The sequence below is a fragment of the Rhizobium glycinendophyticum genome (genome assembly GCF_006443685.1).
GTDB classification, from domain to species: domain Bacteria; phylum Pseudomonadota; class Alphaproteobacteria; order Rhizobiales; family Rhizobiaceae; genus Allorhizobium; species Allorhizobium glycinendophyticum.
Genome location: NZ_VFYP01000001.1, coordinates 971,649 through 997,168 on the forward strand (window position 1 = coordinate 971,649; position 25,520 = coordinate 997,168).

The 25,520-nt window shown below is 62.6% G+C and carries 26 protein-coding genes; 11 read left to right on the forward strand and 15 right to left on the reverse strand.

Features of this window, described 5'->3' with window-relative positions; translation table 11 throughout:
• Positions 1–348 precede the first annotated feature (348 nt).
• Positions 349–603 carry an exodeoxyribonuclease VII small subunit gene (locus tag FJQ55_RS04665; RefSeq protein ID WP_140826522.1) on the reverse strand — a complete coding sequence of 85 codons (255 nt, stop codon included), beginning with the start codon at positions 601–603 and terminating at the stop codon, positions 349–351.
• 2 nt (positions 604–605) lie between these two features.
• Positions 606–1,541, reverse strand: a complete 936-nt coding sequence (locus FJQ55_RS04670) for a histone deacetylase family protein (protein ID WP_140826523.1) — start codon at positions 1,539–1,541, stop codon at positions 606–608.
• Between the two features lie 178 nt (positions 1,542–1,719).
• Here FJQ55_RS04670 and FJQ55_RS04675 point away from each other — a divergent pair, with 178 nt between their 5' ends.
• Positions 1,720–2,121 (forward strand): acyl-CoA thioesterase, encoded by a 402-nt coding sequence (locus tag FJQ55_RS04675; RefSeq protein ID WP_140826524.1) that lies wholly within the window; start codon positions 1,720–1,722, stop codon positions 2,119–2,121.
• A 35-nt stretch (positions 2,122–2,156) separates the two neighbouring features.
• Here the strand turns inward: FJQ55_RS04675 and FJQ55_RS04680 are convergent, their stop codons facing one another.
• Genes FJQ55_RS04680 through FJQ55_RS04690 form a run of 3 tightly spaced genes read right to left on the reverse strand, consistent with a single transcriptional unit; the run spans position 2,157 to position 4,029 of the window.
• A complete protein-coding gene (locus FJQ55_RS04680; RefSeq protein WP_140826525.1) occupies positions 2,157–2,720 on the reverse strand; it encodes a biotin transporter BioY in 564 nt (187 codons plus the stop codon).
• Between the two features lie 29 nt (positions 2,721–2,749).
• Entirely contained in the window at positions 2,750–3,355 is a 606-nt protein-coding gene (locus tag FJQ55_RS04685) for an energy-coupling factor transporter transmembrane component T family protein (protein WP_140826526.1), read from the reverse strand.
• The gene (locus tag FJQ55_RS04690) at positions 3,349–4,029 is read right to left on the reverse strand and encodes an energy-coupling factor ABC transporter ATP-binding protein (RefSeq protein ID WP_140826527.1); all 681 of its coding nucleotides are present in this window, start codon (positions 4,027–4,029) and stop codon (positions 3,349–3,351) included. Before FJQ55_RS04690 ends, FJQ55_RS04685 begins: the two co-directional genes overlap by 7 nt.
• Positions 4,030–4,177: 148 nt before the next feature.
• Here FJQ55_RS04690 and FJQ55_RS04695 point away from each other — a divergent pair, with 148 nt between their 5' ends.
• The 5 genes from FJQ55_RS04695 (at position 4,178) to FJQ55_RS04715 (ending at position 9,223) form a co-directional block, all read left to right on the forward strand.
• Positions 4,178–5,365 (forward strand): winged helix-turn-helix domain-containing protein, encoded by a 1,188-nt coding sequence (locus FJQ55_RS04695; protein ID WP_140826528.1) that lies wholly within the window; start codon positions 4,178–4,180, stop codon positions 5,363–5,365.
• Positions 5,366–5,396: 31 nt separating this feature from the next.
• The gene (locus FJQ55_RS04700) at positions 5,397–5,813 is read left to right on the forward strand and encodes a GNAT family N-acetyltransferase (RefSeq protein ID WP_140826529.1); all 417 of its coding nucleotides are present in this window, start codon (positions 5,397–5,399) and stop codon (positions 5,811–5,813) included.
• 153 nt (positions 5,814–5,966) lie between these two features.
• Complete coding sequence (locus FJQ55_RS04705) at positions 5,967–8,015, forward strand: autotransporter domain-containing protein (RefSeq protein WP_140826530.1); 2,049 nt, start codon at positions 5,967–5,969, stop codon at positions 8,013–8,015.
• Positions 8,016–8,092: 77 nt separating this feature from the next.
• Entirely contained in the window at positions 8,093–8,524 is a 432-nt protein-coding gene (locus FJQ55_RS04710; protein ID WP_140826531.1) for an antitoxin Xre-like helix-turn-helix domain-containing protein, read from the forward strand.
• Positions 8,525–9,223, forward strand: a complete 699-nt coding sequence (locus FJQ55_RS04715) for an RES family NAD+ phosphorylase (RefSeq protein ID WP_140826532.1) — start codon at positions 8,525–8,527, stop codon at positions 9,221–9,223.
• 27 nt (positions 9,224–9,250) lie between these two features.
• On the opposite strand, the gene ribB is transcribed toward FJQ55_RS04715, so the two are convergent.
• The 3 genes from ribB to FJQ55_RS04730 all read right to left on the reverse strand — a co-directional run bounded on the left by ribB (position 9,251) and on the right by FJQ55_RS04730 (position 14,693).
• The gene (gene ribB, locus FJQ55_RS04720) at positions 9,251–10,351 is read right to left on the reverse strand and encodes a 3,4-dihydroxy-2-butanone-4-phosphate synthase (RefSeq protein WP_140826533.1); all 1,101 of its coding nucleotides are present in this window, start codon (positions 10,349–10,351) and stop codon (positions 9,251–9,253) included.
• A 9-nt stretch (positions 10,352–10,360) separates the two neighbouring features.
• On the reverse strand, positions 10,361–11,455 hold the full coding sequence (gene aroC, locus FJQ55_RS04725; protein ID WP_140826534.1) for a chorismate synthase: 1,095 nt from the start codon (positions 11,453–11,455) through the stop codon (positions 10,361–10,363).
• Positions 11,456–11,630: 175 nt separating this feature from the next.
• A complete protein-coding gene (locus FJQ55_RS04730) occupies positions 11,631–14,693 on the reverse strand; it encodes a bifunctional diguanylate cyclase/phosphodiesterase (protein WP_246085019.1) in 3,063 nt (1,020 codons plus the stop codon).
• Between the two features lie 300 nt (positions 14,694–14,993).
• On the opposite strand from FJQ55_RS04730, the gene FJQ55_RS04735 reads away from it, so the two are divergent.
• Complete coding sequence (locus tag FJQ55_RS04735) at positions 14,994–15,254, forward strand: DUF1344 domain-containing protein (RefSeq protein ID WP_062275785.1); 261 nt, start codon at positions 14,994–14,996, stop codon at positions 15,252–15,254.
• A 21-nt stretch (positions 15,255–15,275) separates the two neighbouring features.
• Here the strand turns inward: FJQ55_RS04735 and FJQ55_RS04740 are convergent, their stop codons facing one another.
• Both FJQ55_RS04740 and fabI read right to left on the reverse strand, forming a co-directional pair.
• On the reverse strand, positions 15,276–15,878 hold the full coding sequence (locus FJQ55_RS04740) for a histidine phosphatase family protein (RefSeq protein WP_140826535.1): 603 nt from the start codon (positions 15,876–15,878) through the stop codon (positions 15,276–15,278).
• Positions 15,879–15,895: 17 nt separating this feature from the next.
• The gene (gene fabI, locus FJQ55_RS04745) at positions 15,896–16,714 is read right to left on the reverse strand and encodes an enoyl-ACP reductase FabI (protein WP_140826536.1); all 819 of its coding nucleotides are present in this window, start codon (positions 16,712–16,714) and stop codon (positions 15,896–15,898) included.
• Positions 16,715–16,956: 242 nt separating this feature from the next.
• On the opposite strand from fabI, the gene FJQ55_RS04750 reads away from it, so the two are divergent.
• Positions 16,957–17,772 (forward strand): DUF2243 domain-containing protein, encoded by an 816-nt coding sequence (locus FJQ55_RS04750; RefSeq protein ID WP_140826537.1) that lies wholly within the window; start codon positions 16,957–16,959, stop codon positions 17,770–17,772.
• A gap of 8 nt (positions 17,773–17,780) precedes the next feature.
• On the opposite strand, the gene FJQ55_RS04755 is transcribed toward FJQ55_RS04750, so the two are convergent.
• The gene (locus tag FJQ55_RS04755) at positions 17,781–19,052 is read right to left on the reverse strand and encodes a J domain-containing protein (protein ID WP_140826538.1); all 1,272 of its coding nucleotides are present in this window, start codon (positions 19,050–19,052) and stop codon (positions 17,781–17,783) included.
• Between the two features lie 222 nt (positions 19,053–19,274).
• The gene (locus FJQ55_RS04760; RefSeq protein ID WP_208758179.1) at positions 19,275–19,685 is read right to left on the reverse strand and encodes an RT0821/Lpp0805 family surface protein; all 411 of its coding nucleotides are present in this window, start codon (positions 19,683–19,685) and stop codon (positions 19,275–19,277) included.
• A gap of 109 nt (positions 19,686–19,794) precedes the next feature.
• Between FJQ55_RS04760 and pdxH the strand changes: the two genes are divergently transcribed.
• Positions 19,795–20,409 (forward strand): pyridoxamine 5'-phosphate oxidase, encoded by a 615-nt coding sequence (gene pdxH / locus FJQ55_RS04765; protein WP_140826539.1) that lies wholly within the window; start codon positions 19,795–19,797, stop codon positions 20,407–20,409.
• A 21-nt stretch (positions 20,410–20,430) separates the two neighbouring features.
• On the opposite strand, the gene FJQ55_RS04770 is transcribed toward pdxH, so the two are convergent.
• Together FJQ55_RS04770 and FJQ55_RS04775 are read right to left on the reverse strand one after the other, a co-directional pair.
• Positions 20,431–21,477 (reverse strand): polysaccharide deacetylase family protein, encoded by a 1,047-nt coding sequence (locus tag FJQ55_RS04770; protein ID WP_140826540.1) that lies wholly within the window; start codon positions 21,475–21,477, stop codon positions 20,431–20,433.
• 82 nt (positions 21,478–21,559) lie between these two features.
• Positions 21,560–23,050 (reverse strand): MFS transporter, encoded by a 1,491-nt coding sequence (locus FJQ55_RS04775; RefSeq protein ID WP_140826541.1) that lies wholly within the window; start codon positions 23,048–23,050, stop codon positions 21,560–21,562.
• Positions 23,051–23,128: 78 nt separating this feature from the next.
• Here FJQ55_RS04775 and soxR point away from each other — a divergent pair, with 78 nt between their 5' ends.
• Both soxR and FJQ55_RS04785 read left to right on the forward strand, forming a co-directional pair.
• Positions 23,129–23,572 (forward strand): redox-sensitive transcriptional activator SoxR, encoded by a 444-nt coding sequence (gene soxR / locus FJQ55_RS04780; RefSeq protein ID WP_140826542.1) that lies wholly within the window; start codon positions 23,129–23,131, stop codon positions 23,570–23,572.
• Positions 23,573–23,816: 244 nt separating this feature from the next.
• Positions 23,817–25,166 carry a D-alanyl-D-alanine carboxypeptidase gene (locus FJQ55_RS04785; protein ID WP_140826543.1) on the forward strand — a complete coding sequence of 450 codons (1,350 nt, stop codon included), beginning with the start codon at positions 23,817–23,819 and terminating at the stop codon, positions 25,164–25,166.
• Here FJQ55_RS04785 and FJQ55_RS04790 read toward each other — a convergent pair whose 3' ends face one another.
• Positions 25,167–25,520 (reverse strand): type II toxin-antitoxin system RelE/ParE family toxin, encoded by a 354-nt coding sequence (locus FJQ55_RS04790; RefSeq protein ID WP_161596943.1) that lies wholly within the window; start codon positions 25,518–25,520, stop codon positions 25,167–25,169.

Genomic DNA, 25,520 nt, shown 5'->3' on the forward strand with positions numbered 1-25,520 from the left:
AGGCTAGACGCTGCGTTCAGATTTTGCACGAATCCCTCGCAGCCTGCTGTTGAAGGCGGTTGATCCGGGGCCGAGACAGGGTCCTTGGCCCTGTCTCAAGTCTTCACAATCAAAACTGTATCCTGAGCTTCGCGCTAACACCGTTCTCACGGGCGGTTTTGCCGATCCGACCGGAACAGGTCAGGCTGAAACCTGCGAGCAACCGCCGGTTCAACCCACTCGGTCTTATATGCATCAGCCAACTCGGCCCCGCATAGAGAGCCTCACAGCCTGTGGCGTTGACAAAAGATCAATAATAGGGGCCCTGGAAGGGTGCGGACTGTTTGTTGATATGGCCCCGTCTGCCGCTCAAGCCCCGTCGAGCGGCTCCGTCCCAACAGGCTTGCCGGCACGATCCAGCCGGATCTTCTCGATGCGGTTTTCAGCTGCCGAAAGCAGCGTCTCGCAATGTTTCTTCAGAAGTTCGCCGCGCTCATAGATCGCGATGGATTCGTCGAGCGCCACATCGCCGCGCTCGAGCCGGGCGACGATGCTTTCGAGTTCGGCCACGGCCTTTTCGAACGAGAGGCCGGAAAGATCGGCGGAAACGGCGGCGTCGGACATACTCAACCCTTCATCAGTCTTGCGATGTGCAGGCCGGCCGATTCGGCGAGCCCTTCGAGATCATACCCGCCTTCGAGCAGACTGACGACCCGGTTCTTGGCGAAGCGGTCGGCGACTTCCAGCAGTCGCCCCGTCGCCCAGTCGAAATCCTCGCCGACGAGATTGATCTGTGCCAGGGGATCGCGGTGATGCGCGTCGAAGCCGGCCGAGATCAGGATCAGGTCGGGCGAGAAGTCGTGAAGTGCCGGCAGCACCCGGCTCTTGAACGCCTCGCGAAAATGATCGGAGCCGACATTGGGCGAGAGCGGCGCATTGACGATGTTGCGGTGTTTGCCCGTCTCCTCCTTGGCGCCGGTTCCGGGATAAAGCGGCATCTGGTGCGTCGAGCAGAACAACACCGACGGATCGTCCCAGAAGATGTCCTGCGTGCCGTTACCGTGATGCACGTCCCAATCGACGATCGCGACCCGCTCGACGCCGTAGGCCTTCTGCGCGTGGCGCGCGGCAATGGCGATGGTGTTGAACAGGCAAAAGCCCATGGCCTTGGATTTCTCGGCATGATGCCCCGGCGGGCGTCCGGCGACAAAGGCATTGTCCGCCTTGCCGGTCATCACGTCGTCGACCGCCGCCAGCGCCCCTCCGATCGCGGTCAGCGCGACCTGCAGGCTCTTCTGCGAGGCGTAGGTATCGGCCTCGATCTGGTTGATGCGATCCTCTTCTTCGGGGATCTCCCGCATCACGGCGAAGAGATGCTCTTCCGGATGGGCCAGCGTCACTGCGTCTTCATTCGCCTGAACCGCCTGGATCCGCTCCAGTCGCGCGAAATTCGGATGCTCGAGCGCGATGTTGAGCGAACGCAGCCGGTCGGCACGTTCGGGATGCCCCGGTGGCGTGTTGTGCTCGAGGAAGATCGGGTTCTCGTAAAGACGGGTGGCCATGGGCGTCCTTCCTGGGTGAGACCGGAAGATAGTGCGCCGCCGCGCCGTCTTCCACCGGTCGTTCCGCTTATACCCATCTTAGATGACGCGCCGATGCCGCACCTTTTTTGCCAAGTGCTTGTTATCGCCGGGCTGATGCCGTTAGATATCGGGAGGTGTGGAGGGGACGGCTGCGGGAATGGATGAAATCGAGCGGATCGAGGTGAGCGAACTGGTGGTGCCCTATCGGGACATCGCGCCGACGGGGGAGATGCAGGCCGGCGCCTATGTCACCCATGCCGAAGAGGCGCTTCGCCATTTCTGGCGCTACCGCCCGCCGCTCGAGGACGAGCCTCGCTATAGTCCGACGAAGCTGGAGGTTCGGCTGCATCTGCCGCTGCGTGTCGAAGATCAGGTCCGTATGACCGTGCGTGTCGACAAGATCGGTGGCAAGTCGGTCGGCTTCGAGGTGGAGATGGAGCGAGACGGCCAGACGGTCGCCGAAATCGACGTCACCTGGACCGCCCGCGACCGGGACACCGGCGAACCTGCGGCCCTTCCGGAAGACGTGCGCGATTGGCTCTACCGTTATTTGCGGTGAGAACCGCCCCGAGGGGCGGCCTCTGTGTTTTCTCGTTACGCCCGCGCCGGCAGCAGCGGATAGCCGACGATGACCGCGCGGGCCGCGAGCGTTGCGATGGCGGCCTTGACCAGATCACCCGGGATGAAGGCAAGCGAGCCGAGTGCGACCTTGTCGAAGGGTGTACCGGCAACGACGGACAGCCACGGCATGCCGCAGAGATAGACGACGCCGATGCCGCCGACGATCGAGGCGATGAAGAAGCCGGTCATCTGCTTGGCTGCCGATTGTCCCTCGCGAACCAGCTTCTCAGCCAGCATGCCGGTCACGAAAGCGCCGATGATCCAGCCGAAGATATAGCCGCCCGTCGGCCCCATCAGCACGTTGAGGCCACCACGGCCACCAGACAGAACCGGAAGTCCGACCGCGACGAGCACGACGAGCAACGCATAAGCCGCAGCGCCCCGCTTGGCACCAATGATGCAGCCTGCGAGCATCACGCCCATGGATTGTGCTGTGATCGGAACCGGAATGAGCGGGACCGGCACGGGCGGAATGAAGCCGAGCACGATGATGATGGCAGTGAAGAGGGCGGAAAGGACGATGTCTCTGGTGGTCATAAAAGGATCCCCTGTCGATTTCGAAGGGTTTAGTGACCTCTAATTCCCCGGGCGTCAATCGCCTCGGCAATGCGGTCGGCATCCTTCAACGTCGAAATGATCAGCGGCCCGAGCATGCGCGGCAGCCTGACCGGAACACCACGTGCCGCATGCGCCTCCTTCAGCGCCTCGTATCGGGCGGCGATTTCGGGCACGAAACGCAAGACGAGACCAAGTGCAAGACCGAGATCGGCCGCCTTCAAGAGCCCCATCCGCTCCAGCGGCCGTGCCAGATCGGTGATGGCGCCCATGAAGTCGGCGATGGTCGTGCAGGCCGTGACGGCGGCTGCGAGGAAGAGGATCGCAAGCAGCCGGAGCGTCGTCACAAGCGCTTCGACCGGCGAAAGCAGGAGAAGGTTGACGGCCGCAAGAAACGCGATGGTGAGCAACACCGGCCTCAGCCGCTTCAAGCCGTCCCACAGCCCGATGCCGGTGGAGACATAGAGGAGGGCGGTGAGGGCCAGCGCCGCGCCGAGCACGAGTGGGGCACTCACGAAATAGAGCCCCAGCCCGAAGATCATCAGTCCCAGAAGCTTCGGTTTCACCGGAAGGCGATGCAGCAGGCTCGTGCCCTCCACATGCAGGCTTGTCAGCATCCGGCGATCTCCCGGTAGCGGGCAGTGGCCGCGTCTCCGCTCCCATCGAAGACAAGCGCGCCCTCATGGAAGACCAGCACTCTTGAATAGTCCGCGATCAGGTCGAGATCGTGGCTGATGACCACAGCCTGTTCGGCAAGCCCCTCGATCGCCGCCTTCACCCGGGCGCGGTTCCTGAGGTCGAGCTGGTTGGTCGGCTCGTCGAAGATCACGACATCGGGTCGATTGATGCAGACGGCGGCGAGTGCCGCCAGTTGCAACTCGCCGCCGGAGAGTTCATGCGGCCGCCGCTCCGCAAGATCGCTGATGCCGAACCGGGCGAGTGTGTCCTCGACCTGCCGGTCGACATCCGGACCCGCCAACCCCCGCGATTTCGGCCCGAGCCCTACATCCTCGCGGATGAGAGGCAGGATGATCTGATTGCCCGGGTTCTGGAAGATGAACCCGGTCTTCGCCCGCGCCGCCTTTTCGTCGTTCACCGTGTCGAGCCCATCCAGCGTCACCGCGCCGGAGGAAGGCTTGGCCAGTCCCGCAATCAGCCGGGCGAAACTCGTCTTGCCCGAGCCGTTGAGCCCGATCACGCCGACGCGAGCCTCGTGAAGCTCAAGCGTCAACGGCTTCAAGGCTGTGCGGTCGCCATACCGAAGGTCGGCCTGTTGGAAACGGATATGCAAGATGGATGGTCTCCGAACTGATCCGGTCTCTATAGACTGTCATAGACAGAGGAGCCAGCCTCAGAGGGGGGTAGGATGGATCAGACCGGCAAGACCCATATCGCCAGTACCCATTGAACAAACCACGAACATGTCCTAGCCTCCAGGCATGACGATTCAGATCCCCAATCCGCTGGCGCGAAAGATCTTCCTCGAACGGCAGGGCCTGTCGCGCTCGCCGACGAAGGCGCTGTCCCGTCAAGGGCTTTACGAGCTGATCCACGATCTCGGCTTTGTCCAGGTCGACAGCATCCAATGGGTTGAGCGAGCGCATCACCAGATCCTGTTTTCGCGCAATCAGACTTACAGACAGGCTGATCTGACGCATCTGACGGAGAAGGATCGGTCCCTGTTTGAGCATTGGACGCATGATGCCTCGGTGATCCCCTCGGAATTTTTTCCCTACTGGAAACACCGCTTCGTCCGCCGCGAGGCGAAGATCATGGAAAACTGGGCGAAGTGGCAGGGGGAGGGCTTCGACAAGGCCTTCGAGGAAACCTATGTCCGCATCCGTGACCACGGCCCTGTGATGGCCCGTGATGTGAAGGCCGAAGATCACAAGTCCGGCGGCTGGTGGAACTGGCATCCGTCGAAAACGGCGCTCGAATTCCTCTGGCACACCGGCAAGCTGTCGATTGCCCGCCGCGAGGGGTTCCAAAAGGTCTACGACCTGTCCGAGCGCGTCATCCCACAGGAACATCACGCTCGAGAGGTCGATCACGAAACCTTCGTCGACTGGGCCTGCCGGGCCGCACTCACCCGCCTCGGCTTTGCCACATCAGGCGAGATTGCCGCCTTCTTCGACATCATCACGCCGGATGAGGCCAAGGCGTGGATCACGGCCCATCGCGACGAGTTGGAGGAGGTGTTGCTGGAAACGGTTGACGGCAAGCCGCGCGCCTCCTTCGCCTTTGCCGATCAGGTGGCCTCTCTCTTGGAAGCCCCCGAGCCACCCGCCCGCATCCGCGTTTTGTCACCCTTCGATCCGCTGATCCGCGACCGCAACCGCACCGAACGTCTCTTCGGTTTCTTCTATCGGATTGAGGTCTTCGTGCCGGAGCCTAAGCGACAATACGGCTACTACGTCTTCCCGCTGCTGGAGGGCGACCGCCTGATCGGCCGCATCGATATGAAGGCGGAGCGCAAGGCGGGTATACTGGATGTCCGCCGCCTCTGGCTGGAACCGGGCGTGAAACCGAGCGCCGGCCGGCTGGAGAAGCTGCAGGCCGAATTGCAGCGCATCGCCCGTTTCGCCGGAATGGAAAGCGTCCGCCTCCAGGCCGGTTGGCTCGGCTGATTCAAGACACTTTCACCAGGAAAGATTTTGCATGATCGACAATAGCGCCTACCGCATCGAAGCCCGCGTGCCCTCCACCGACGACTACATGCGCTTGCGCCTGGAAGCCGGCCTCACCCCCTTTTCAAGGGAAGCGGCTGAAAAAGGCCTGCCCAATTCGATCTTCGGCGTCAGCCTGATGTATGGGAATGAAACGGTCGGCATGGGCCGCATCATCGGCGATGGCGGCTGCTTTTTTCAGGTCACCGACATTGCCATCTTGCCGGAGCATCAGGGCAGGGGGCTTGCCAAATGGATCATGGCCGCACTGTCCGATTTCATCGCCACCCTGCCGAAGTCAGCCTATGTCAGCCTGATCGCCGACGTGCCGGCCAATCGCCTCTACGCCCAGTTCGGCTTCGACGAGACGGCGCCGCGGTCCGTGGGCATGGCGCGCAAGGTGGGTTGAAGCGCCGGCGACCGATCCAACTTTCGCCGCCGTCAAAAAATTGCCTGCAACCTTTGGAGTTGTGCATTAGTCGCAACTCACACAGTTCTTTCGCATAACCACCGCCGACGCGCGTCGTGCGGCGACCCGACGAATTTTGCGAAAGACGGTTTCATGCGGCATTTTTCTCCTGCACGACTCATCTCCTCCGCGCTGCTGCTCAGCTCGGCCTCGGCCTTTTCACAAGCCGCGCTCGCCGCGGACTTCGGCTGGGAAGCCGTCGCCGATCTTGCGGGCACCACGTCGCGCAGTACGGCGATCAGCGCCGATGGCAGCGTCATCGTCGGTATAATCACGACGCCGGATCCCATGGGAGATCCCAACGGGGCCGTCACGAGCGGCTTCAGCTGGTCTGCTGAGGATGGTACTTCCGCCCTCGGCGCGCCGATTGGATGGGCATCCATGTATGTCGCCGGCATCAATGCCGACGGCACGATGTATGTCGGCAACCTGTTTGGCGGAAACCCGACAGAGGCTTTTCGCGCGTCGATCACCACGGGTGACATCGATCTTCTCGGCTTCCTGCCGGGCGGGACGGTCTCCCGCGCCACGGCAATCAGCGGAGATGGAAACACTGTCGCGGGATGGGGGAATTCGACGAATGGCGTTCGGGCCTTCCGCTGGACCTATGATCCAGTCGCGCTCTCCGGCAGCATGCAGGAACTCGGCACGCTTGGCGGCAGCAGTTCGATCGGTAATGGCATCAGCCGCGATGGCCATGTGATCGTCGGTCATGCCGATACGGCCGCAGGGGTGTCGACGGCGGCCTACTGGGTCGACGCGGGCCCGGCAACCGCGATCGGCATCCTGCCCGGCGGCGGCAGCTCTGCGGCCCATGCAGCCAATGCCGATGGCTCTGTTATCGTCGGCGGGTCCGAAGCAGGCGGTGTCTACCGCGCCTTCCTCTGGGCTGCCTCGACCAATGTCATGGTCAATCTCGGATCACTCGGCGGAGGAGAATCCACCGCCTATGGCGTGAGCGACGACGGCACAGTGGTCGTTGGTCAGGCGGGCCAGGGCCTCGGCGTCTACAACGGCTTCCGCTGGACGGAAGCGACCGGCATGATCTCCGTCGACGAGTGGCTGCGGCAAAGCGGTGTCACCCTGACGACCGATGTGACGAACGACGCCACGGCAGTCTCTGCCGATGGCACCATCATTGTCGGTACGCTGCGCGACGGCAAGGCCTATGTCGCCCGTGGCGCCTCCACCGATCCCAACGGCCCTGGCGCCGGTATCATCGCCGTCGAAGACTATATGCAGAGCTTCAACGGTCTTCCGCGCCACGTGCTCGTGCCCCAGCAGATCGCCGATCTCGCGATGAACGGCGCCAATTCGTCGCCGATGTTCCATCGCCTCTCGGCTGGCCAGCACGCCCTCTGGGCGACCGGAGACATCGGCGCGGTGAAGAATGATTTCGGCACCGGGCCGACCGGCACCGGCGAAATCGGCTTTGCCTATGCTCCGACCGACGACCTTACCCTCAGGCTCGGGATAGGCACCTCCTATTCGAAGGCCGATCTCGACCTCGACGGTTACAGCCGCGTCAGCGGCAGCTATATCCTGCCGGAGGCCACCATGGCGATCGCGCCCGACGTCTATGCCACGCTCACCGGCTATGCCAGCTTCGGCAACCAGTCGATGCGCCGTGCCTATCAGAATGGCCTGGGCAATGATGCTTCGGAGGGCGAGAGCGACACCCGCACGCTCGGCTTCCGCGCCCGGCTCGATTGGCTCAACGCTTTCCAGGTCCAGGACACTGCCTTCTCGCCCTATGCCAGCTTCACCCATCTGACCACCCGGGTCGACGGCTATAGTGAGACCGGCGGTGGCTTTCCCGCCAGCTTCGACGAGGTCAAGGGCTCGTCCAATACCCTTCGTCTCGGCCTCGACGGCCGATATGATCTGACATCGACCATCGCCCTCATCGGCCGCGCCGAAGTCGCCCACCGTTTTGAGGACCAGGCTCCCGACACCTCGGGCGAAATCATCGGCTTTTCGAGCTTTGATCTTCCTGGTGCGCCCATCGAGCAGAACTGGCTGCGCGGCGGCATCGGTTTCGAGGCAAAGTCCGGCACGCTGGAAAGCCAGGTCATGTTCAATGCCTCCAGCCAGGAGGAGGGAAGCTACTGGCTGAGCGCCAGCACCCGCGTCATCTTTTGAAGAGGCTGAAGCGGACAGCGTCTTGTAGAATCCTTCAGATGACATAGATTGATATTGTCATTTGAAGGAGGACGCATGTGCTGAACTCGCTCGAAGCCTCTCCCACCCCGGTCCCGGTCTCCCAGGGATTTTCGGTCGAAGCCGACCGCAAGCGCCTTTCAGCGACCGCGCTGAAAGCCTTCCGCCGCCTCATGACGCAGTGGGACCTGACCAGCCAGCAGGCCGCAGCCCTTCTCGGAGTGTCGCTTAGCACCTGGGAACGGCTGAAGCCGGAGACGGTGTCGAAGACCCTCAGCCAGGACCAGATGACCAGGATCTCCGTTCTCACGGGCATCTACAAGGCGCTGCATCTGCTCTTCGTCGACGCCATGGCCGACCGCTGGCCGAGCCTCGAAAACACCGGCCCCCTTTTTGATCGTCGTAGCCCGATCGCTGCCATGATCGAAGGCGGCATTCCCCACATGCTCGAGGTTCGCCGCTATCTCGACGCGGTGCGTGGGGGAAACTGAGTGGAACTCGCCGGCGTCCCGGTGTCGATGCTCGCATTTTCCCGGACGGTCCGGCTGGTCTCCACGGCCAGACTGCGGGCCCCCGTGCTCGAACCTCTCGTCGATACGACGGACGAGCTGCAGCAACTGGCCGAGATCGAGGCCGCCACATCGCATCGCCTGCAGGCTGAGACGCGGGGGATTTCCGGTCTTGATGCCCGCGAGCTCGTCTATGACGTACCGCATGCACATTTTATCAATGCCAGCTTCGCCTATGCCAAGCCGCGCGAGCCGAACCGCTTCAATGGCGAGCTGCGCGGTGCCTGGTATGCGGCGCTGGAGGTAAAGACCTGCTTTGCGGAAATCAGCTTTCACATGACCGAATTCCTCGCCCGCACCGGCGTCTTCGAAGCGGTCGCCGACTACGCGGAAATGTATTGCAGCGTATCGGGAGAGTTTCTGGATCTGCGGGATCAAACAGCGCATCCGGCTCTGTCACCGGACAAGTCTATCGGATATTCGCAAGGCAATCGGCTGGCACTGGAGGCGAGACGCGCGGGCCTGAACGGCATCATCTATCCCTCGGTCCGCCACCCAGGTGGCACCTGCTTGGCCATCCTGCGGCCCGCCGCCGTCCAGTCCGTCCGCCAGGGTGATGTCTGGCGATTGTCCTGGAAGGGCGGACCGGAGCCAGTGGTCGAGGGACCGATCGCGACCTGAAGCTTCGGCGAACGACGAGCTCTGCCCTCAGACGATCTCCGTCCCTGAGATCTGAATGCCAAACCCTTCAAGCCCGACATAATGCCGCTCGCGTGAAGCCATAAGCCGGATCGAATTGACGCCCAGATCTTTGAGAATCTGCGCACCAAGTCCGATTTCCAGCCACTCGCTTTCACGCGCCTGCGCCTCGCTATGCGCCTCGCGATCATGTTTGCCACTACGGGCCGTAGTGGAAACGCCGACCCCGACCGAACCCTCGCGCAGGTAAACGACAACGCCGCGGCCCTTGTCGGCGATCCGCTTCATGACGCCGTCGATCTGCCGGTTAGAGCCGAACACGTCGCGCCCGACATCTTCGAGATGCAGGCGCACCGGAATGTCCTCGCCGTCTCTGATATCGCCGAAGACCACCGCCAGGTGCTGCATCGGGTCCCAGGGCAGGGAATAGGCATAGGCCTTGGCCGGACCATAAGGCGTCTGGATGTCGAACTTCGACTTGAGCTCGATCAGCGTTTCCTTGCGCTGCCGATAGGCGATGAGATCGGCGACCGAGACCTGTTTCAGTCCGTTCTGCTCGGCAAAGGCCGCCACCTGCGGCCCGCGCATCACGGTGCCGTCGTCATTGACCAGCTCCGAGATCACGCCGATCGGTGGCAGGCCCGCCATGTTACAGAGGTCTACGGCCGCTTCCGTATGGCCCGAGCGCATCAACACGCCACCCTCGCGAGCGACCAGCGGAAAGATGTGGCCTGGCCGGACAAAATCGGAGGCGCCGACATTGGGGTTGGCGAGATTGCGCACGGTCAGTGTGCGGTCATCGGCGGAAATGCCCGTCGAGGTGCCGTGTTTGAAATCGACCGAGACGGTGAAGGCCGTGGTATGCGCACTGTCGTTTTCCGCCACCATAGCCGAGAGGTTCAGCCGTTTCGCCTCTTCCTTCGGCATCGGGGCGCAGACGATGCCCGAGGTGTGGCGCACGATGAAGGCCATCTTTTCCGGCGTGCAATGCACGGCAGCGACGATCAGGTCGCCCTCGTTCTCGCGCCCGTCATCATCCATGACCACCACGATTTCGCCCGCCTCGAAGGCGCGCAAGGCCTCGACGACACGTTTCTGGTCATAGCTCATGCGACGTCCTCACCTTATACGGTTGTTCTGGCCACGGTCTCTCAACATATGATCGAGAATGATGCAGGCGAGCATCGCCTCGCCCACCGGCACGGCGCGAATGCCGACGCAGGGGTCGTGCCGGCCCTTGGTGCGCACATCGACATTGTTGCCGTCCGAATCGATCGACTGGCGCTCGGTCAGGATCGAGGAGGTCGGCTTGATTGCGAAACGCGCGACGATCGGCTCGCCCGTCGAGATACCGCCCAGGACGCCGCCGGCATGGTTCGACAGGAAGATCGGTTTGCCGTCATTGCCCATGCGCATCTCGTCGGCGTTTTCCTCGCCGGTGATCTCGGCCGCCTGGAAGCCGTTGCCGACCTCGACGCCCTTGACCGCGTTGATCGACATCAGGCCGGAGGCGATGTCCTGGTCGAGCTTGCCGTAGACCGGCGCTCCGATCCCGGCCGGCACGCCTTCGGCGACCACCTCGATCACGGCGCCGATGGAAGAGCCTGCCTTGCGGATGCCGTCGAGATAGTCCTCGAAAACCGGAACCATCGCCGCATCCGGGCAGAAGAACGGGTTCTGGTCGACCTGCGCCCAATCCCAGTTGTCACGGTTGATCTTGTGCGTTCCGATCTGCACCAGCGCGCCGCGGATGGTGACGCCGGGCATGGCGAGCCGTGCCAGCGCACCGGCGGCAACACGCGCGGCGGTTTCGCGAGCGGACGAGCGGCCGCCGCCGCGATAGTCACGGATCCCGTATTTCAGATCGTAGGTATAGTCGGCATGGCCGGGGCGATAACGCTTGGCGATCTCGCCGTAATCCTTCGAACGCTGGTCGGTGTTTTCGATGAACAGACACACCGGCGTGCCGGTGGTGATCATCGATCCGTCTTCCTGTGGCATGACGCCGGAGAGCACCTTGACGATGTCGTCCTCGCGCCGCTGGGTGACGAAGCGCGACTGGCCGGGCTTGCGCTTGTCCATGAAGACCTGGAGGTCCTCCTGTCTGAACTGAACACCCGGAGGGCAGCCGTCGACGACCGCGCCGAGCGCCGGGCCGTGGCTTTCGCCCCAGGTGGTGACGCGGAAGAGATGACCGAAGGTATTGTGAGACATGGACTGAAGAACCACTCATTTCCACCCGCCGGACCGTCTCCCAGCGGGGCTTGCCTTGGATGGCGACACTCATAGAGCAAATGGTCGAAGTCTGTGAAGCGCTTTCACGCGCAACGGCGCCGAAAACGCCCAGACGCAGTGTCCGTGCGGGAAAGACAGGCACGGATGCCAGCAGTTACGAAGCCTTCTGCTGCGGCAGGCGGTTCACAAAGCGGGTGAAGTCGTCAAACGACAGAGGTTTGGCGAAGGCATAACCCTGCAGGTAGTCGCAGCCCAGTTGGCGCAGCATGCCGGCATGTTCGTGCGTCTCAACCCCTTCGGCCACCGTCTCGATGCCGAGCGAGCGGGCAATCTCAACGATGTTGCGCACCAGACTGCGCTCCTGCGGCTGCACGGTGATCGGCATGACCAACTGGCGGTCGATCTTCAGCCGCTTGGGTTTCAGCTTCAACAGCGAGACGATTGAGGTGTGTCCGGTGCCGAAGTCGTCGATCTCGATGTCGATGCCGAGTGCCTTGATCTTCTCGATGTTCTCGGCGGCCTTCGTGTCGCTTTCGTCGAGGAAGATCGATTCCACCAGCTCGAAGCAGATCGATCCCGGCGTGATGGCCAGCCCCTGCAACTGTTCGATCAGGTTCTCGTCGTGCAGGCGCTTGGAAGACACGTTGACCGAAATCCGCGGCACGGCCATGCCCATCGCCGTCCAGCGCATCTGGTCCTTCAGCGCCGTCTGCAGCACGAGCTGGTCGATGCGGGCCATGACGTTCAGGTCCTCGGCGACCTTGAGGAAGTTGCCCGAGGCGAGCACGCCGCGATCGGGATGGCGCCAGCGCACCAGCGCCTCGGCGCCGCAGAGCTGCATGGTCTCGGCCTCGAACTGCGGCTGGTACCAGACGATGAACTCGTCGCGCTCGAGCCCGGCCAGCATGTCGTCTGCCATGCGCTTCTTGGCAATGATGTTGGCCTGCAGATCAGGCGTGAAGAATTCGTAGCAGTTCCGGCCCTTTTCCTTGGCCTGGTAGAGCGCGATGTCGGCATTGATCAGCACCTTGCGCGCATCCGGCATCAGGCCGGACGCCTGGGCAATGCCGATCGACACGCCGCAGCGGCAGTCGAAGCCTTCGAAATCGATCGGATGGCGCATCGCCTCGATGATCTGGCTGGAGAGGTTGGCAAGCTCCTCCATGCTCGTCGAACGGCGTGCCAGAACCACAAACTCGTCACCGCCGATGCGCGCGACCAGATCGCCGCGCGGCACGTGGCGACGCAGGATTTCGGCGGCATGCACCAGCATGGCGTCGCCGGCGGCGTGGCCGAGCGTGTCGTTGATCTCCTTGAAGCGGTCTAGGTCGAGATGCAGGATCGCGAACTTGGCGCGTTGCGTGGCATGGCCACGGCTCAAGCCATCGAGCTCCAGGTCGAGCTTGCGGCGATTGGCAAGCGAAGTCAGCGGGTCGTGCAGCGCGTTGAACTCGATGCGGTTCTTGGCCAGTTCCAGCTCGATGTTACGCGTATCGGCTTCCGCCTTGGCCGCCCGCATCTGCTCGGCGAGCAGGGCGTCGGCCGTGACGTCAAAGGCAATGCCGATCATCTTCTTGCGCCCGTCGCGCCCGATATGCGGCTGGCCGACCGATCGGATGTAGCGGATCTCGTTGTTCGGCAGAATGACCTTCTGGGTGGTGTTTAACACCTGGTCGAGTGTCGAAGCACGCTTGGCGGCCAGCTGGATCTCGCCGCGATCATCGGGGTGGATGCGCGAGAGCCAGACATGCTCCGGTACCGGCTTGTCGCTGTAGGGCAGGTCGTAAAGCTGGTGCATGCGTTCGTCCCAGACGGCGGTCTTGCTGACAGGGTCGCCCTCCCAGGTGCCGCAATTGTAAGACCCCAATGCCAGGTCCAGTCGGCGCGACGCCTCGGCCAGTTGGTGTTCGCGGCTCGAGAGTTCCTCGAGCGCCAGTTCCAGCTCGGCATTCTTGATATCGCTGTTTTCCTTGGCCCGGCTGAGCGACTGCGTCAGCAGGGTGTCAGTGGTAATGTCACAGACGATCCCGGTAATGCGACCGTCGATCGTGCGCGCGCCCACCGAGCGCAGGTAGCGGAAGCTGTCGTCGGCAAGAGGCAGGCGATAGACGATGTCCCAGCTGTCGGTGGTACGGGCGATGACGCTGTCGAAGTAGAGCTGCTCGGCCCGGCAGAGATCCTCCGGCTGAATGGCGCCATACCAGTCTGCCAGCCGGTCTTCTTCCTCGTCCAGACTTTCCGGCAGGCCGTGCAGACCGGCCGTGCGCTTGTCCCAGAGAAGCGAGTGGGTGGCCTCATCGATTTCCCAAATGCCGATATTCGACGTCTCCAGCGCCAGCTGGAAACGCTGCGACAGTTCCAGCAAGCGCTCCTCGCGGGCGCGCAGCCGCTGGATGTTGAGGTTGCGCTCCCGCAACAACACAATGGCGAGCAGGATCGAGATCATCATGGCTGCGATACCGGCCGTCAGAAGCAAGCGGCTCGGCAGCAGCCGGTTCATTGCCGCATCCCAGCCTTCCTCCGGCATGGCGAAGACGACGAGCGACAGGTCGTCGATGTCGATCCGCATGGTCAGAGGTGTATCGTTTAAGAGATCAGGATCGCCCGAAATGACATCGATGGAGCCCGTGGGGGCCATCTGTCCCACGGCCATCTTCAAGCCGCTGCCCTCGGCGTGGCCGATCTCGGTATCGTCGGCCCGGATCTCAGCGGCCTGCAGAAAATCGACGGAGTCGATTTCGATCCGCAGCGATTGCCACTGGCGAAAGTTCTGCCAGGACATTGGCGGCACGGGAATGTCTATGGATAGAGTGCGGCCGTCGCTATCGATCTTCGGATCGAAGGCCATGCGATAAGGATCGTGGAGCGGTTGCAGCCGGATCGCACGGAAATGCGGGTTTTGCGCCATCTGCTTGGCGACCGTGCGGTTGAATTCCATCGGCGACAGCATGGGATCGTCCCCAATGTCATCGGCCATTTCCATCGCCAGGTGGACATCGCTGTCGAGCCGATGGCGAATGGCTGCGCCCGCATGCTCGAGCCCGTCCTGAACCATGTGCTCGACGCGTTTGCGCTCATGGGCGGCGGTGTCGCGGTCGATCATGAAGCCGGCAGCGATGATCAGCGCGCCGATGACGGCCCCGCCTGCCAGCAAATAGATGCCGTTGCCCCATTTGCCGTCGGATTTTGTCCCCGCCTTCACGTTACGCAACGCCACCAACCCTTAAACCCTACCTGGGGTAACCCTATGCGACGGCGGTTAATTTAGAATTTCGAAGATGCCTCACGTTTTGCGCGCAGTAGTGTCTCGGCGCACGAAGAAGTTTGGCCGTGGCCGGACGGATGTTGCAGTGCAGCTTGCCCAAAGGAGCGGGATAAACTTGCGCCATGGCTTGATCACAGCTGCGTTCCTCTCCACAATCCCACCGAAATGACACGTCATCGGGCAAATTTTGCCATATTCCGGAGGCCTATCTTGTACTCGTTTTCAGCATTGATTTGGTCGAAGGTGGTTCGTATGCGTATCCTGATATCCCTGCTTCTTGGTACAGCCAGCCTCCTGTCTCCGATTGCCGCCTATGCCGGCAGTCACGATGTCGAGGCAACGATCGCAGCCGTCAATGTCGACGCCATGAGCCTGATGCTCGACGACGGCAAGACCTATACGGTTCCGGACGAATTCAATTTCGAAGGGCTGGAAAAGGGTCAGAAGGTCATTGTCTTCTACACGGAAGTCGACGGCAAGCGCGTCATCGACGATCTTGAGGTCGTCCAGTAAGCAAGCGCGTCTGACGATCCGTCAGATCCAGCCGATCGTGGCGGCGGACGACGCCGTGGCCAGGTCGATCTTCAATATCCGGTCCTGCGGGATGTTCATTTCGCAGGCCTCGTCTTCATCCACATTCCCGATCAGCCGGAAACAGCTGCGGATCACACCGCCATGGCTGACGCAGACCGTCGGCCGTTCCACGGATGCTAGCCAGGCGCCGATCCGCCAGGACAGAATCTCATAGCTTTCGGCATCGTCGCCCGGCGGAATGAAGCTCCACTTCTGCCGCGCCCGCTCTGCCACCCGCTCGGGCGAAACTCGAGCAAGTTCTGGCAGCGTCGAGCCTTCCCAGTCTCCGAAGGAGAGTTCCTTCAACCGGTCGTCGATGCAGTAGCCCTCTGCCGGCAGGCCCATGGCGGCCCGCACGCGTTCCATGGTGTCACGGGTACGCGAAAGGGGAGAGGAGACGAAATCGTAGTCGAGCGCGGTATCGCCGAGAATTTGCCCGAGCTTGCGGCCGATCTCGCTCGCCTGAGCGCGGCCGATATCGTTGAGGCCGATATCCTTCTGTCCCTGCATCCGCCCTTCGGCGTTCCAGTCGGTCAGGCCGTGACGGATCATGTAGATGAGCACGGCGCAAGACCTCTGTTTCAATCCTTGGCGACGGAGATGTCGGGCGCGTCCACGGCTTTCATGCCGACCGTGTGGTAGCCGCAATCGACGTGGTGCACTTCACCAGAAACGCCGGTCGACAGATCCGACAGCAGATACATGCCCGACTGGCCGACCTCGTCGGTCGTCACGTTGCGCTTGAGCGGAGAGTGGTACTCGTTCCACTTGAGAATGTAGCGGAAGTCGCCGATGCCGGAAGCGGCAAGCGTCTTGATCGGGCCGGCCGAGATGGCGTTGACGCGGATGCCGCGGCCGCCCATGTCGACGGCGAGGTAACGCACGGAGGCTTCCAGTGCCGCCTTCGCCACACCCATGACGTTGTAATGCGGCATGACCTTTTCGGCGCCGTAATAGGTGAGCGTCAGGAGCGAGCCGCCATCGTTCATGATCTTCTCGGCGCGCGCTGCAACCGCCGTGAAGGAATAGACCGAGATATCCATCGTCCGGGCGAAGTTGTCGCGCGTCGTGTCGATGTAGCGGCCGGTCAGCTCGTCCTTGTCGGAAAAGGCGATCGCGTGAACGACGAAGTCGATCTTGCCCCACTTGGCTTCGAGATTGGCGAAGACAGCATCGATGCTTTCGAGATTGGTGACGTCGCAGTCGCCGGCGAGGAAGGCGTCCAGTTCGACGGCCAGCGGCTCGACGCGCTTCTTCAGCGCATCACCCTGCCAGGTCAGTGCAATCTCTGCGCCCTGTTCACGGCAGGCCTTGGCAATGCCCCAGGCGATGGAGCGATTGTTGGCGACGCCCATGATGACGCCGCGCTTGCCGGCCATGAGGCCTGAACCTTGAACCATGATGGATCCCCTAAACTGTCAAGTGGAGTTGCCTATGGCATAGGCCGTTCCGCCGTTCAAGTTTGAAGCCTGTCAACTGCGCCGGAGGAACCGAGAATGAACGCTTCCATTGGAAATCCTTCATAAAACAGCGTCTGGTTGGCGTTCGACATCCACCGCTGCCGTCACCCCCTTTTCTGCTCCCGTGACCGCGGGAACCCTCGTCGGTGAAGAGGGTTGGGCCTGTTCGACAGGAGTAGAGCATGCCAGATGCACACGAACCGAACCGCCATCAGACTGAACGGAGACCCTGGCTCGCCGTTGGTGCCCTCGGTTTTGCTCTCGGAGGTTTCTTCGACGGCATCCTGCTGCATCAGATCCTGCAATGGCATCATTTGCTAAGCGGTCTGCCGGGCAAGGCCGGCGATCTGCGTTTCCTGGTGATGACTGACGGCCTCTTTCATCTGGCGATGTATGCCGTGGCCTTTGCTGGTCTCTGGGGCCTTTGGCGCGCACGCAAATCCCTGGGCAACGTCCCCCGGAGCCGCCCTGTCATCGCCTGGGTGCTCATCGGTTTCGCCAGTTGGCACGGGATCGATGGGATCCTGTCGCATTGGCTACTCGGCATCCACCGCATTCGGATGGACAGCGACATGCCGCTGGTCTGGGATGTGCTGTGGCTGCTGGTGTTTGGTCTGCTGCCCCTGTCCTTGGGCCTGAAGATGCGTCTCGACGGAGGCGACGGAGGCGGCATTGGCGCAGGGACCCATGCGACGCGCTCGGCCTGGCTTCTTGCCATTTTAACGGTCGGGGCCGGCCTTGCTCAGGCGCTTCCCCCGCCGACGGACCAGCCTGTCATGGTGATGTTTCGCGAGGGCCTTTCGCCGGAGGGCGCCATGGCGGCGATCGAAGCCGTCGACGGCCGGCTGCTCGGCCAGGATGCAACGGGCACTTTGTGGGCGGTTCAAGTCCCGCCCATTCGATCGCCCGCATCGCTTTACCTACACGGTGCTCTTCTCGTCAGCGGCACCGGCGTCTTTGCCGGATGCCTCGATTATACCACGCCGCAGGAGGCCTGACGCAAGGCTCAGATGTAGAGACCTTCGCGCATCAGGCGCATCAGGTCTGTCACCTTCTCGTCCGGCTTTTCCCAGAGCATGACCCGGAGTTCGACCACGAGCGCACCCCGCCCGCCATCCCCGTCCGGCAGCCCAAGGGCCTCGACGCGGATTGCCTGATCCGAATTCGACCAAGGCGGGACCGTGATCTTGACCGGCCCTTCCGGCCCTTCCACTTCGGTTTCGCAGCCGAGAACGGCATTTTCCAGCGTGATCGGCAGAACGGTCTTGATGTCGAAGCCATCGACGGCGAAGCGTTCACTGCGCAATATGCGGATCGTAACGGCAAGGTCGCCTCTGAGGAGGCCCTGGAACTTGAGCCCCTGGCCTTTAAGCTTGACGACATGACCTTCGGTGGCGCCGCTGAGCGGCACGCGCACCTCCCGTCCATCGGTGAGGGTGACGGGCACAGCCTTTTGTTCCAGCAGGTCAGAGATTGCAACGATCGCCTCGGCAAAGACATCGGGTGCCTTTTCCGGCGGTGGCGGAGGAGGGGTACGACGCAGGCGCCGCACGAGAGAGCTGAACAATTCGATCGGGGCAAGGAGCGGCGAACTCGTCGTGCGCAACGGGATGCCGTCATTAAGGTCAGACGCCTCCTGGTCGCGCTTCAGCTGTTCGGCAGCAACCGCCGCCTCCGGGCTGTCGCCGAAGATGCGGGAAACGATGTCTTCCGGCCCCTCGGATTTCGCACCCGCACCGCCGGCCCCAGCGGCCTGGGACTTGCCGGCGTCGGCCGATGGGCCTGCCGGTGCTGGCTTTGCGCCATTGTCGGCCGTACTGCCCTCGCCCTTGGATTTCGCGGCCTCGGCCTTCGGGTCAGGCTTTGCGGATTTGGCCTGCTTGGCAGCCCTTGCTGCCTCTGCCTTGGCGGCGGCAGCGGCTTCGGCCTTCGCCTTTTCCGCCTCGGCCTGAGCCAATTCAGCCAGAATGCGCTCGGCATTCGCCTTGGCGATTTTTGCCTTTTCGGCGGCCTCGCGGGCGGCGTTGCGCTGCTGCATGATGGTCTGCTCGCGCTCCAATGCCTCGACCTTGGAGCGCTGCTGGTCGTAGCGGCTGCGCTTGGCAGGGTCCTTCAGCACCTCATAGGCGCGGCCCATTTCGGCAAAGCGGTTATGCGCATTGGGATCGTCGCGGTTCTGGTCCGGATGCACGGATTTTGCCTTCGTGCGCCATGCGGCCTTGATCTCGTCCGCACCCGCATCGCGCTTCACGCCCAGGATCGAATAGAAGTCACGCATTGATGACACCAATTATCGAATGCGGAGAGGCCCGTTCATGGCGCCTTGGTCCGCGAAAATTCGGTAACCACTCCGCAGACATGGCGGCAGCGGCAAACAATAGGCCGAAACCGTCGCACGAAATTCTCTAATCGAAAGTTACAGGAGGCAGGTGCGTGCGGGGCTATTCTTTCGGCTTGCTTAAGCAAACCTTTCAAAAGCGACCGAACACGTGGCCGCCGTTTACGAACGGCGATCGAAGCTCATAAGTTCCCAATTTCCGCTGCCCGATGTACAGGTCTTGCCGGAGAAATAGGCGATACCCTCATAGGAGTGTCGGGTGGTGGAGAAATTGCGGCAGATGAACCCCTGGCCCTTTTCTTCCTGAATGGCGGTCACCACTCCGGCGCTGCCAGTAGTCGCATTGGCCCAGGGAAGCGGCTTGCCATCGGTCTTTTCGAGGTCGACAGAGGAGACCGCGCTCTGCACGGTGAGTTCGTCCGAATGGCTGGAGGGATTACCCTTCTTGGAGACGGTCGATGTCGAGATCGAGCTGTCGACGCTGTCGGCTCCGAATAGGTCCATGCTGCTGCCGAAGCAGCCGCTGAGCGGAAGTGTCGCAGCGATGACGAAGATCATCGAGGCTTTGCGCATGCAGCTACCCTTTGTACGCTCAACCGACTTTGCTATGTCTTCCAAGGGCCGTTTCATCCGGTGCTTCGCACTGGTGGCGAGTATGCAGATCAGGAGCAATTGAGACAATATGTCAGAAGTCGGGTTAACAACTGGTGACTTTACCGAAGAGAACGAGCCCTTTGCCTTGTTCGCCACCTGGCTGAAGGACGCAGAGGCTTCGGAGATCAATGATCCCAATGCGGTAGCATTGGCCACCGTGGATGCGGATGGTCTTCCGAATGTGCGTATGGTGCTTCTCAAGGGGTACGATTCTCGCGGCTTCGTTTTCTACACGAATTTTGAGAGCCAAAAGGGACAGGAAATTCTCGGCCAGAAAAAGGCGGCAATGTGTTTTCATTGGAAATCGCTCCGCCGACAGATCCGCTTGCGTGGTGAAGTCGAGGTCGTTTCCGACGCCGAGGCGGACGAATATTACCAGTCCCGCCCGCTCGGCAGCCGCATTGGCGCCTGGGCCTCGAAACAGTCGCGCCCGCTCGAAGGCCGCTTCGCGCTGGAAAAGGCGGTGGCCGAATATACGGCCAAATATGCGCTCGGAAACGTGCCGCGTCCGCCCCACTGGTCCGGCTTCCGCATCATTCCGAAGTCGATCGAATTCTGGCACGACCGCAAGTTTCGCCTGCACGACCGTATCGAGTTTCGCCGCGACGGCGAGGGCTGGGCGAAGGTGCGGATGTACCCGTGAGCAAAGACCGGGCAGGAGCTCTTAGCCGCGACCGAGCCGAGAGGGAATCCCGGACGCCAGTGCCTGCACGTAACGGGCCTTCTGGTAGAACCCGTTGAGCGAGATGCGCGGCAAAAGCTGCGGTGCATCAAGCGAGGCTTCGGTGAGGGTGCCGGGGCGCGTGGTGACGGCCAGCCGAAACCCCGCCCATTCCGCATAACCCGCCGTGCGGGGCGTTGCGCTGCGTGCATCCCCGTAGGGATAGGCGAAGGTCACCGGCCGTATACCGGTGATCTCAGCGACATACTCGGCGCTGTCGTTGAGTTCGGCGAGGATCTCCGTGTCCGTCAGCGCCTCCAATGCCCTGTGGCTGACGGTATGGGCGCCGTAGGAGACGAGCGGGTGTTGTGCAAGCGCCCGCAGCTCTTCGCCGTCCATTACGGTTTCTGCCACCAGCGCATGCGGATTGAGGCCGATGGCCTGGGCGGTGGCGTCGAGTAGAGCGACGGCCTTTGCCTCATTGCTGGAAAAGATCGCTTTCGCGACGGCGTCGAATGCCGCCGCCTTCGTTTTGACGGTGCTGCAGTCGACATCGATCCGTTCGGCGGGCAGGCAGAGCGTCAGACGTTTTTGCCGTGCGATCAGCATGGCCGCCGTGTCCCACCACATGGTGTGGCTGCGCTCCGACAGGCCCTTGCAGACGAAGATGGTGAAGGGCACACCATGCCGCTCGAAGACGGGAAGGGCGTGCTGGGCATTGTTGCGAAATCCGTCGTCAAGCGTGAAGACGGCAAAGGGGGTGGAGGCGGCGGGTTCTTGGAGTGCTGCCGGCACGTCGTCCAGCCGAAGGAAACGATAGCCGTCCCGTTTCAGCCCGACGATCGCGGCGTCGAGGAATTCCGGCGTGATCTCAAGATGACGGTTCGGCTGGAACGGACCCGCTTCGGCAGGGCGAACGTGATGCAGCGTGAAAATCACGCCGCGTCCCCGCGCCGCCTTGAACAGCCCAAGACGGGAAAGGCAGAAGGAGACCTCCAGCCCGGCGGTGATCACCGCCCGCTTGATCCTCTGTTTCAACTGTCCCGCCATCGTCTCCGCCCGCACTCCTTTTCGAGTCGCAGTCAACCTAGCGGCCAAGTCCTTAAGCTTCGTTCAATGGCTTCGTCTCAATTCAGGACAAGCCGGGACCCCAAGGTGCGGGAGCGAGCCGCAGTGTCCGCTGCGCCAGAATGATGGCGGGAAGCGTCCAGAGGATGGGAGCCACGAAAGTGGCTGAAAGAACAAGGTGCAGCCTGTCCGCGTCCGAACTACCGGCAAAGCCGAGACTGTTGGCGGTGAGCCCGGCAAGGGCCGCGCCAATGGCGTAGCCAGCCGATTGCAGGGTGGGCAACAGGCCGGAGGTTTTGTCCCGTTCGGATGCCGGGCTTGAGGCCATCAGCATCTGGTTGAGATAGGACCAGCTGGAGCCGAAGGCAGCCCCGACCAGCACTTGGCCAAGGACCAGAAGAGGTAGAATCTGCAAGGCCATCCCAACTGCCACGAGGATCATGCCGGCGCATTGCAGCACAGGCCCGCCCTGTATCGCCCGCCGCCTCGCCTGCGGCGAAGTGAGGTTGGCGATCAGCACGGCGACCACACTCCAGCTCATCGCCATCACGGCGCCGAACCCGCCGGCCGCCGTCGGACCATAGCCGAAGACATGCTGCAGTCCGAAGACGATGTAGACGGCGCTGGTCGCCTGCGCCACCGGCATCAGCAGCACGACCCAGAGTCCAGTGCCAACGGTCGATCCGAACCCGAACGCGCCCTGCGGCATCAGCCGGTCAGAAGACGTGCGATCACGGACCACGCTCCAGCTCACAAGCGTTATGCCGACGATGACGGTGAGCGCCGAAATGCGCAGATCGACCGCCGAGCCGGCAGACAACAGCACCAGCATCCCTGCGGCCAGCAGAAGCAGGGGAGCAAGTGGTATCCGGCTGCCGGTTTCGTAGATCTCCCTCGGCGTCGCCGTCTTGATCGCAAGCACGAGGAAGATCAGCCCGAGCGGGATATTCACCAGGAAGGCGGCGCGCCAGGACAGGGTCTCGGTGATCCACCCGGCCGCGAAGGGGCCGCCGAAAGAGGCGACCGCCCAGACCATGGCTTCGGCGCCAAAAACCTTGGGCACCAGCCGCGTCGGATAGAGGGCGGGAATGAGCGCATAGCAGAGGGCAGCGACAATACCTTCGCCAAGCCCCTGCGCCATCCGGCCGAGCAGCACCTGCGGCATCGCGGTCGCGAGGGCGGCCGCGAGCGTGCCACCGAGAAACAGCAGCGTCGCGACCAACATCACCAGCCTCGACCCGAACCGGCTCTTCAGTGCTGCGGCACTGGCGCCTGATACGATCGAACCGATCAGGTAGAGCGACACCGACCAGGCGATCAGTTCGCCACCGCCGATCTCGGCAATGGCGCTCGGCATCACGGTGGTGACGAGAAAGCCGTTGAAGGCAAAGAGTGCCACCCCCATGCACAGCATCACGGTCGTCGCGGCGTGGCGGGGCGTCAAGAGGTCGAGCCAGCGGCCCTCGGTTGAGGTGTCCACCGTCTGCGGGCTGGGCGCGGCAGGATCGGCGCCGGCTTGGGCAGCGGCGGGGGAGATGGCGGCGGTCTTGGACATGGGGCATCCTTGCAATGAGGGTCTTGGTCGGTTCGGGATCGGATGCTACAACCTCAACTTAAGTTGAGGTAAAGACCTATGGCGAAAGAAAACTCTCTCCTCAGTGTCGGGGATGTCGCAAGGCGCAGCGGCCTTGCCGTCTCGGCCATCCATTTCTACGAGCGCAAGGGCCTGATCGCGGCCGACCGCACCGGCGGAAACCAGCGGCGCTACGGCCGCGATGTGCTGAGGCGCCTTGCCCTGATCCGTGCGGCCCAGGAGGTTGGGCTGCCATTGTCGGAAGTTGCCGACGCGCTTGCGAGCCTGCCCGCCGGACGCACGCCGACACCCGCCGACTGGCGCCGCATCGCAAGTGGCTGGGCGGAGAGGCTCGACGCGCGCATCCGCGTGCTCCAGCGCCTGCGCCACGATCTCGACGGCTGCATCGGTTGCGGTTGCCTGTCGACGAAGCGTTGCCAGTTGATCAATCCGGCGGACACGCTGGCGAACGAGGGGACGGGTGGGGTGGCGCTGCGCAGGTAAGCTTCGGGGAGGATTGCCGGGATAAAGGGAAGCGGCGGGGAGGCGATGTGGCAGAACTCGCCGACAAAATTAACCTCCCGCTAACCACGATCGCGGCACCTTCTGTGGATCATTGGTTGCATTTGATTCCGATCGGCTGATTGTCGCCCCATTCTTGCCCTAAGCGCAGCATCCGGAACGGCGCGTCGAGAGAATCATGCAAGCCTGATCCATCATCGAAATCCAGGCGGCAGTTGGAGTTTTCATGAAGAAGTTATTGATCGCGTTTTCGTTTTGCGTGGCGATCCTGTCTCTCTCGACTTCGGCCCAGGCCGGCAGCGCCCAGCTTCTCCTCGATGCGCGCACCGGTGAAGTGCTTGCCTCCGAAAACCCCGACGCGCTCAATCACCCGGCATCACTGACCAAGATGATGACCATCTACATGGTTCTCGATGCGATCCATGCCGGCAAGCTCAGCTGGGACAGCCCCGTTCCGTTCTCGAAATACGCCTCCGCCCGCCCGCCGACCAAGCTGCGCGTTAAAGCCGGTGACTCGATTACCGTCAAGGAAGCCGTGCTTGCGATGATCGTGCTCTCGGCCAACGATGTTGCAACCGCCGTCGGCGAAAAAATCGGCGGTTCGGAAGAGGGTTTTGCCGCGCTGATGACCCGCAAGGCGCGTTCGCTTGGGATGCTCAACACCACCTTCTTCAACGCCTCGGGTCTGCCGCACGACCAGCAGTTCACCACCGCCCGCGACATGTCGACCCTCGGCGTCGCCCTGATCCGCGACTTTCCCAAGGATTACGAACTCTTCTCCACCAAGAGCTTCGCCTTCCGCGGCCGCACCATCAATGGCCACAATAACCTGATGTATCGCTACAAGGGCATGGACGGCATCAAGACCGGCTATACCAATGCTTCGGGCTTCAACCTCGTCAGCGCCGTCGAAAGCAAGGGACGCCGCGTGATCGGCGTGGTCATGGGCGGCCGCACGGCCGCGAGCCGTGACAGGCTGATGGAAAAGCTCATCGACGCCAACATCAAGAAGGCCTCGACGGGAACGCAGCTCGTGGCGAGCCACACGACCGGTGTCCAGATGGACCTCGCCCGCCTGGGTGACGACATCCCGGTGCCCGCCTCGCGCCAGTCGGCCATGGCAGCTGTCCAGGGCATGGCCGGCGCAACCGGTGTCGGGACGAGCGACTTTGCCGCCGCCTATGCCGAGGGTGACCTCGCTCCGGCGGCGCAGCCGCTGACCGCCGCCATCCCGCGCGTCACGCCGCGCGCCAATGTCGGTGCCGGAGCCTCCGTCGGCGGGCAGGGCGCCCAGCAGGCCTCTGCCGCCTCGACCACCGGCGAGCGCAAGTGGCAGATCCAGATCGCTGCCGCCACCTCCGCCCAGGCAGCCATGGATCTGCTCTCCGACGCCCGCGACAAGGTCGGCGCGCCGCTCAAGAACCTGGACACCTATACCGAGATGGTCACCCGCAACGGCACCACCTTCTACCGCGCCCGTTTCACCGGCTTCGACACCAAGGACGAAGCCCGCACCGTCTGTGACAAGCTGGTCCGCCAGCGCTACGACTGCGTGCTGATGCCTGCGCGGGGGTGATCATTCGATCACCTCGCGCGCGATCCGGGCGAGGTCGGCGCGAAGTTTTCTCGGCATGTCTCGTCGCACATCCACGAGCCTCAGTATGCCGATCGAGCCGCTCGGCAGTTCACGGAAGAAGATGTAATGTCGCTGGTGGCGGGAGACATAGAGCGTGACGTCGCTACGGATCAGGATGCCCACGCGGTTCGGTAGCGCACGCCAGAGACCGCGAGACGCCGCGAGCAGTTCGAGATGCGCATGCAGTTCCCGGATATAGGTTTCCGCTTGGCGTTGGCCCCAGCGCTCTCGCATGAAAAGAAATATTTCGTCCTGTTCAGCATCCGCGATCGGGTGGAACAGGTATCCGGTCAT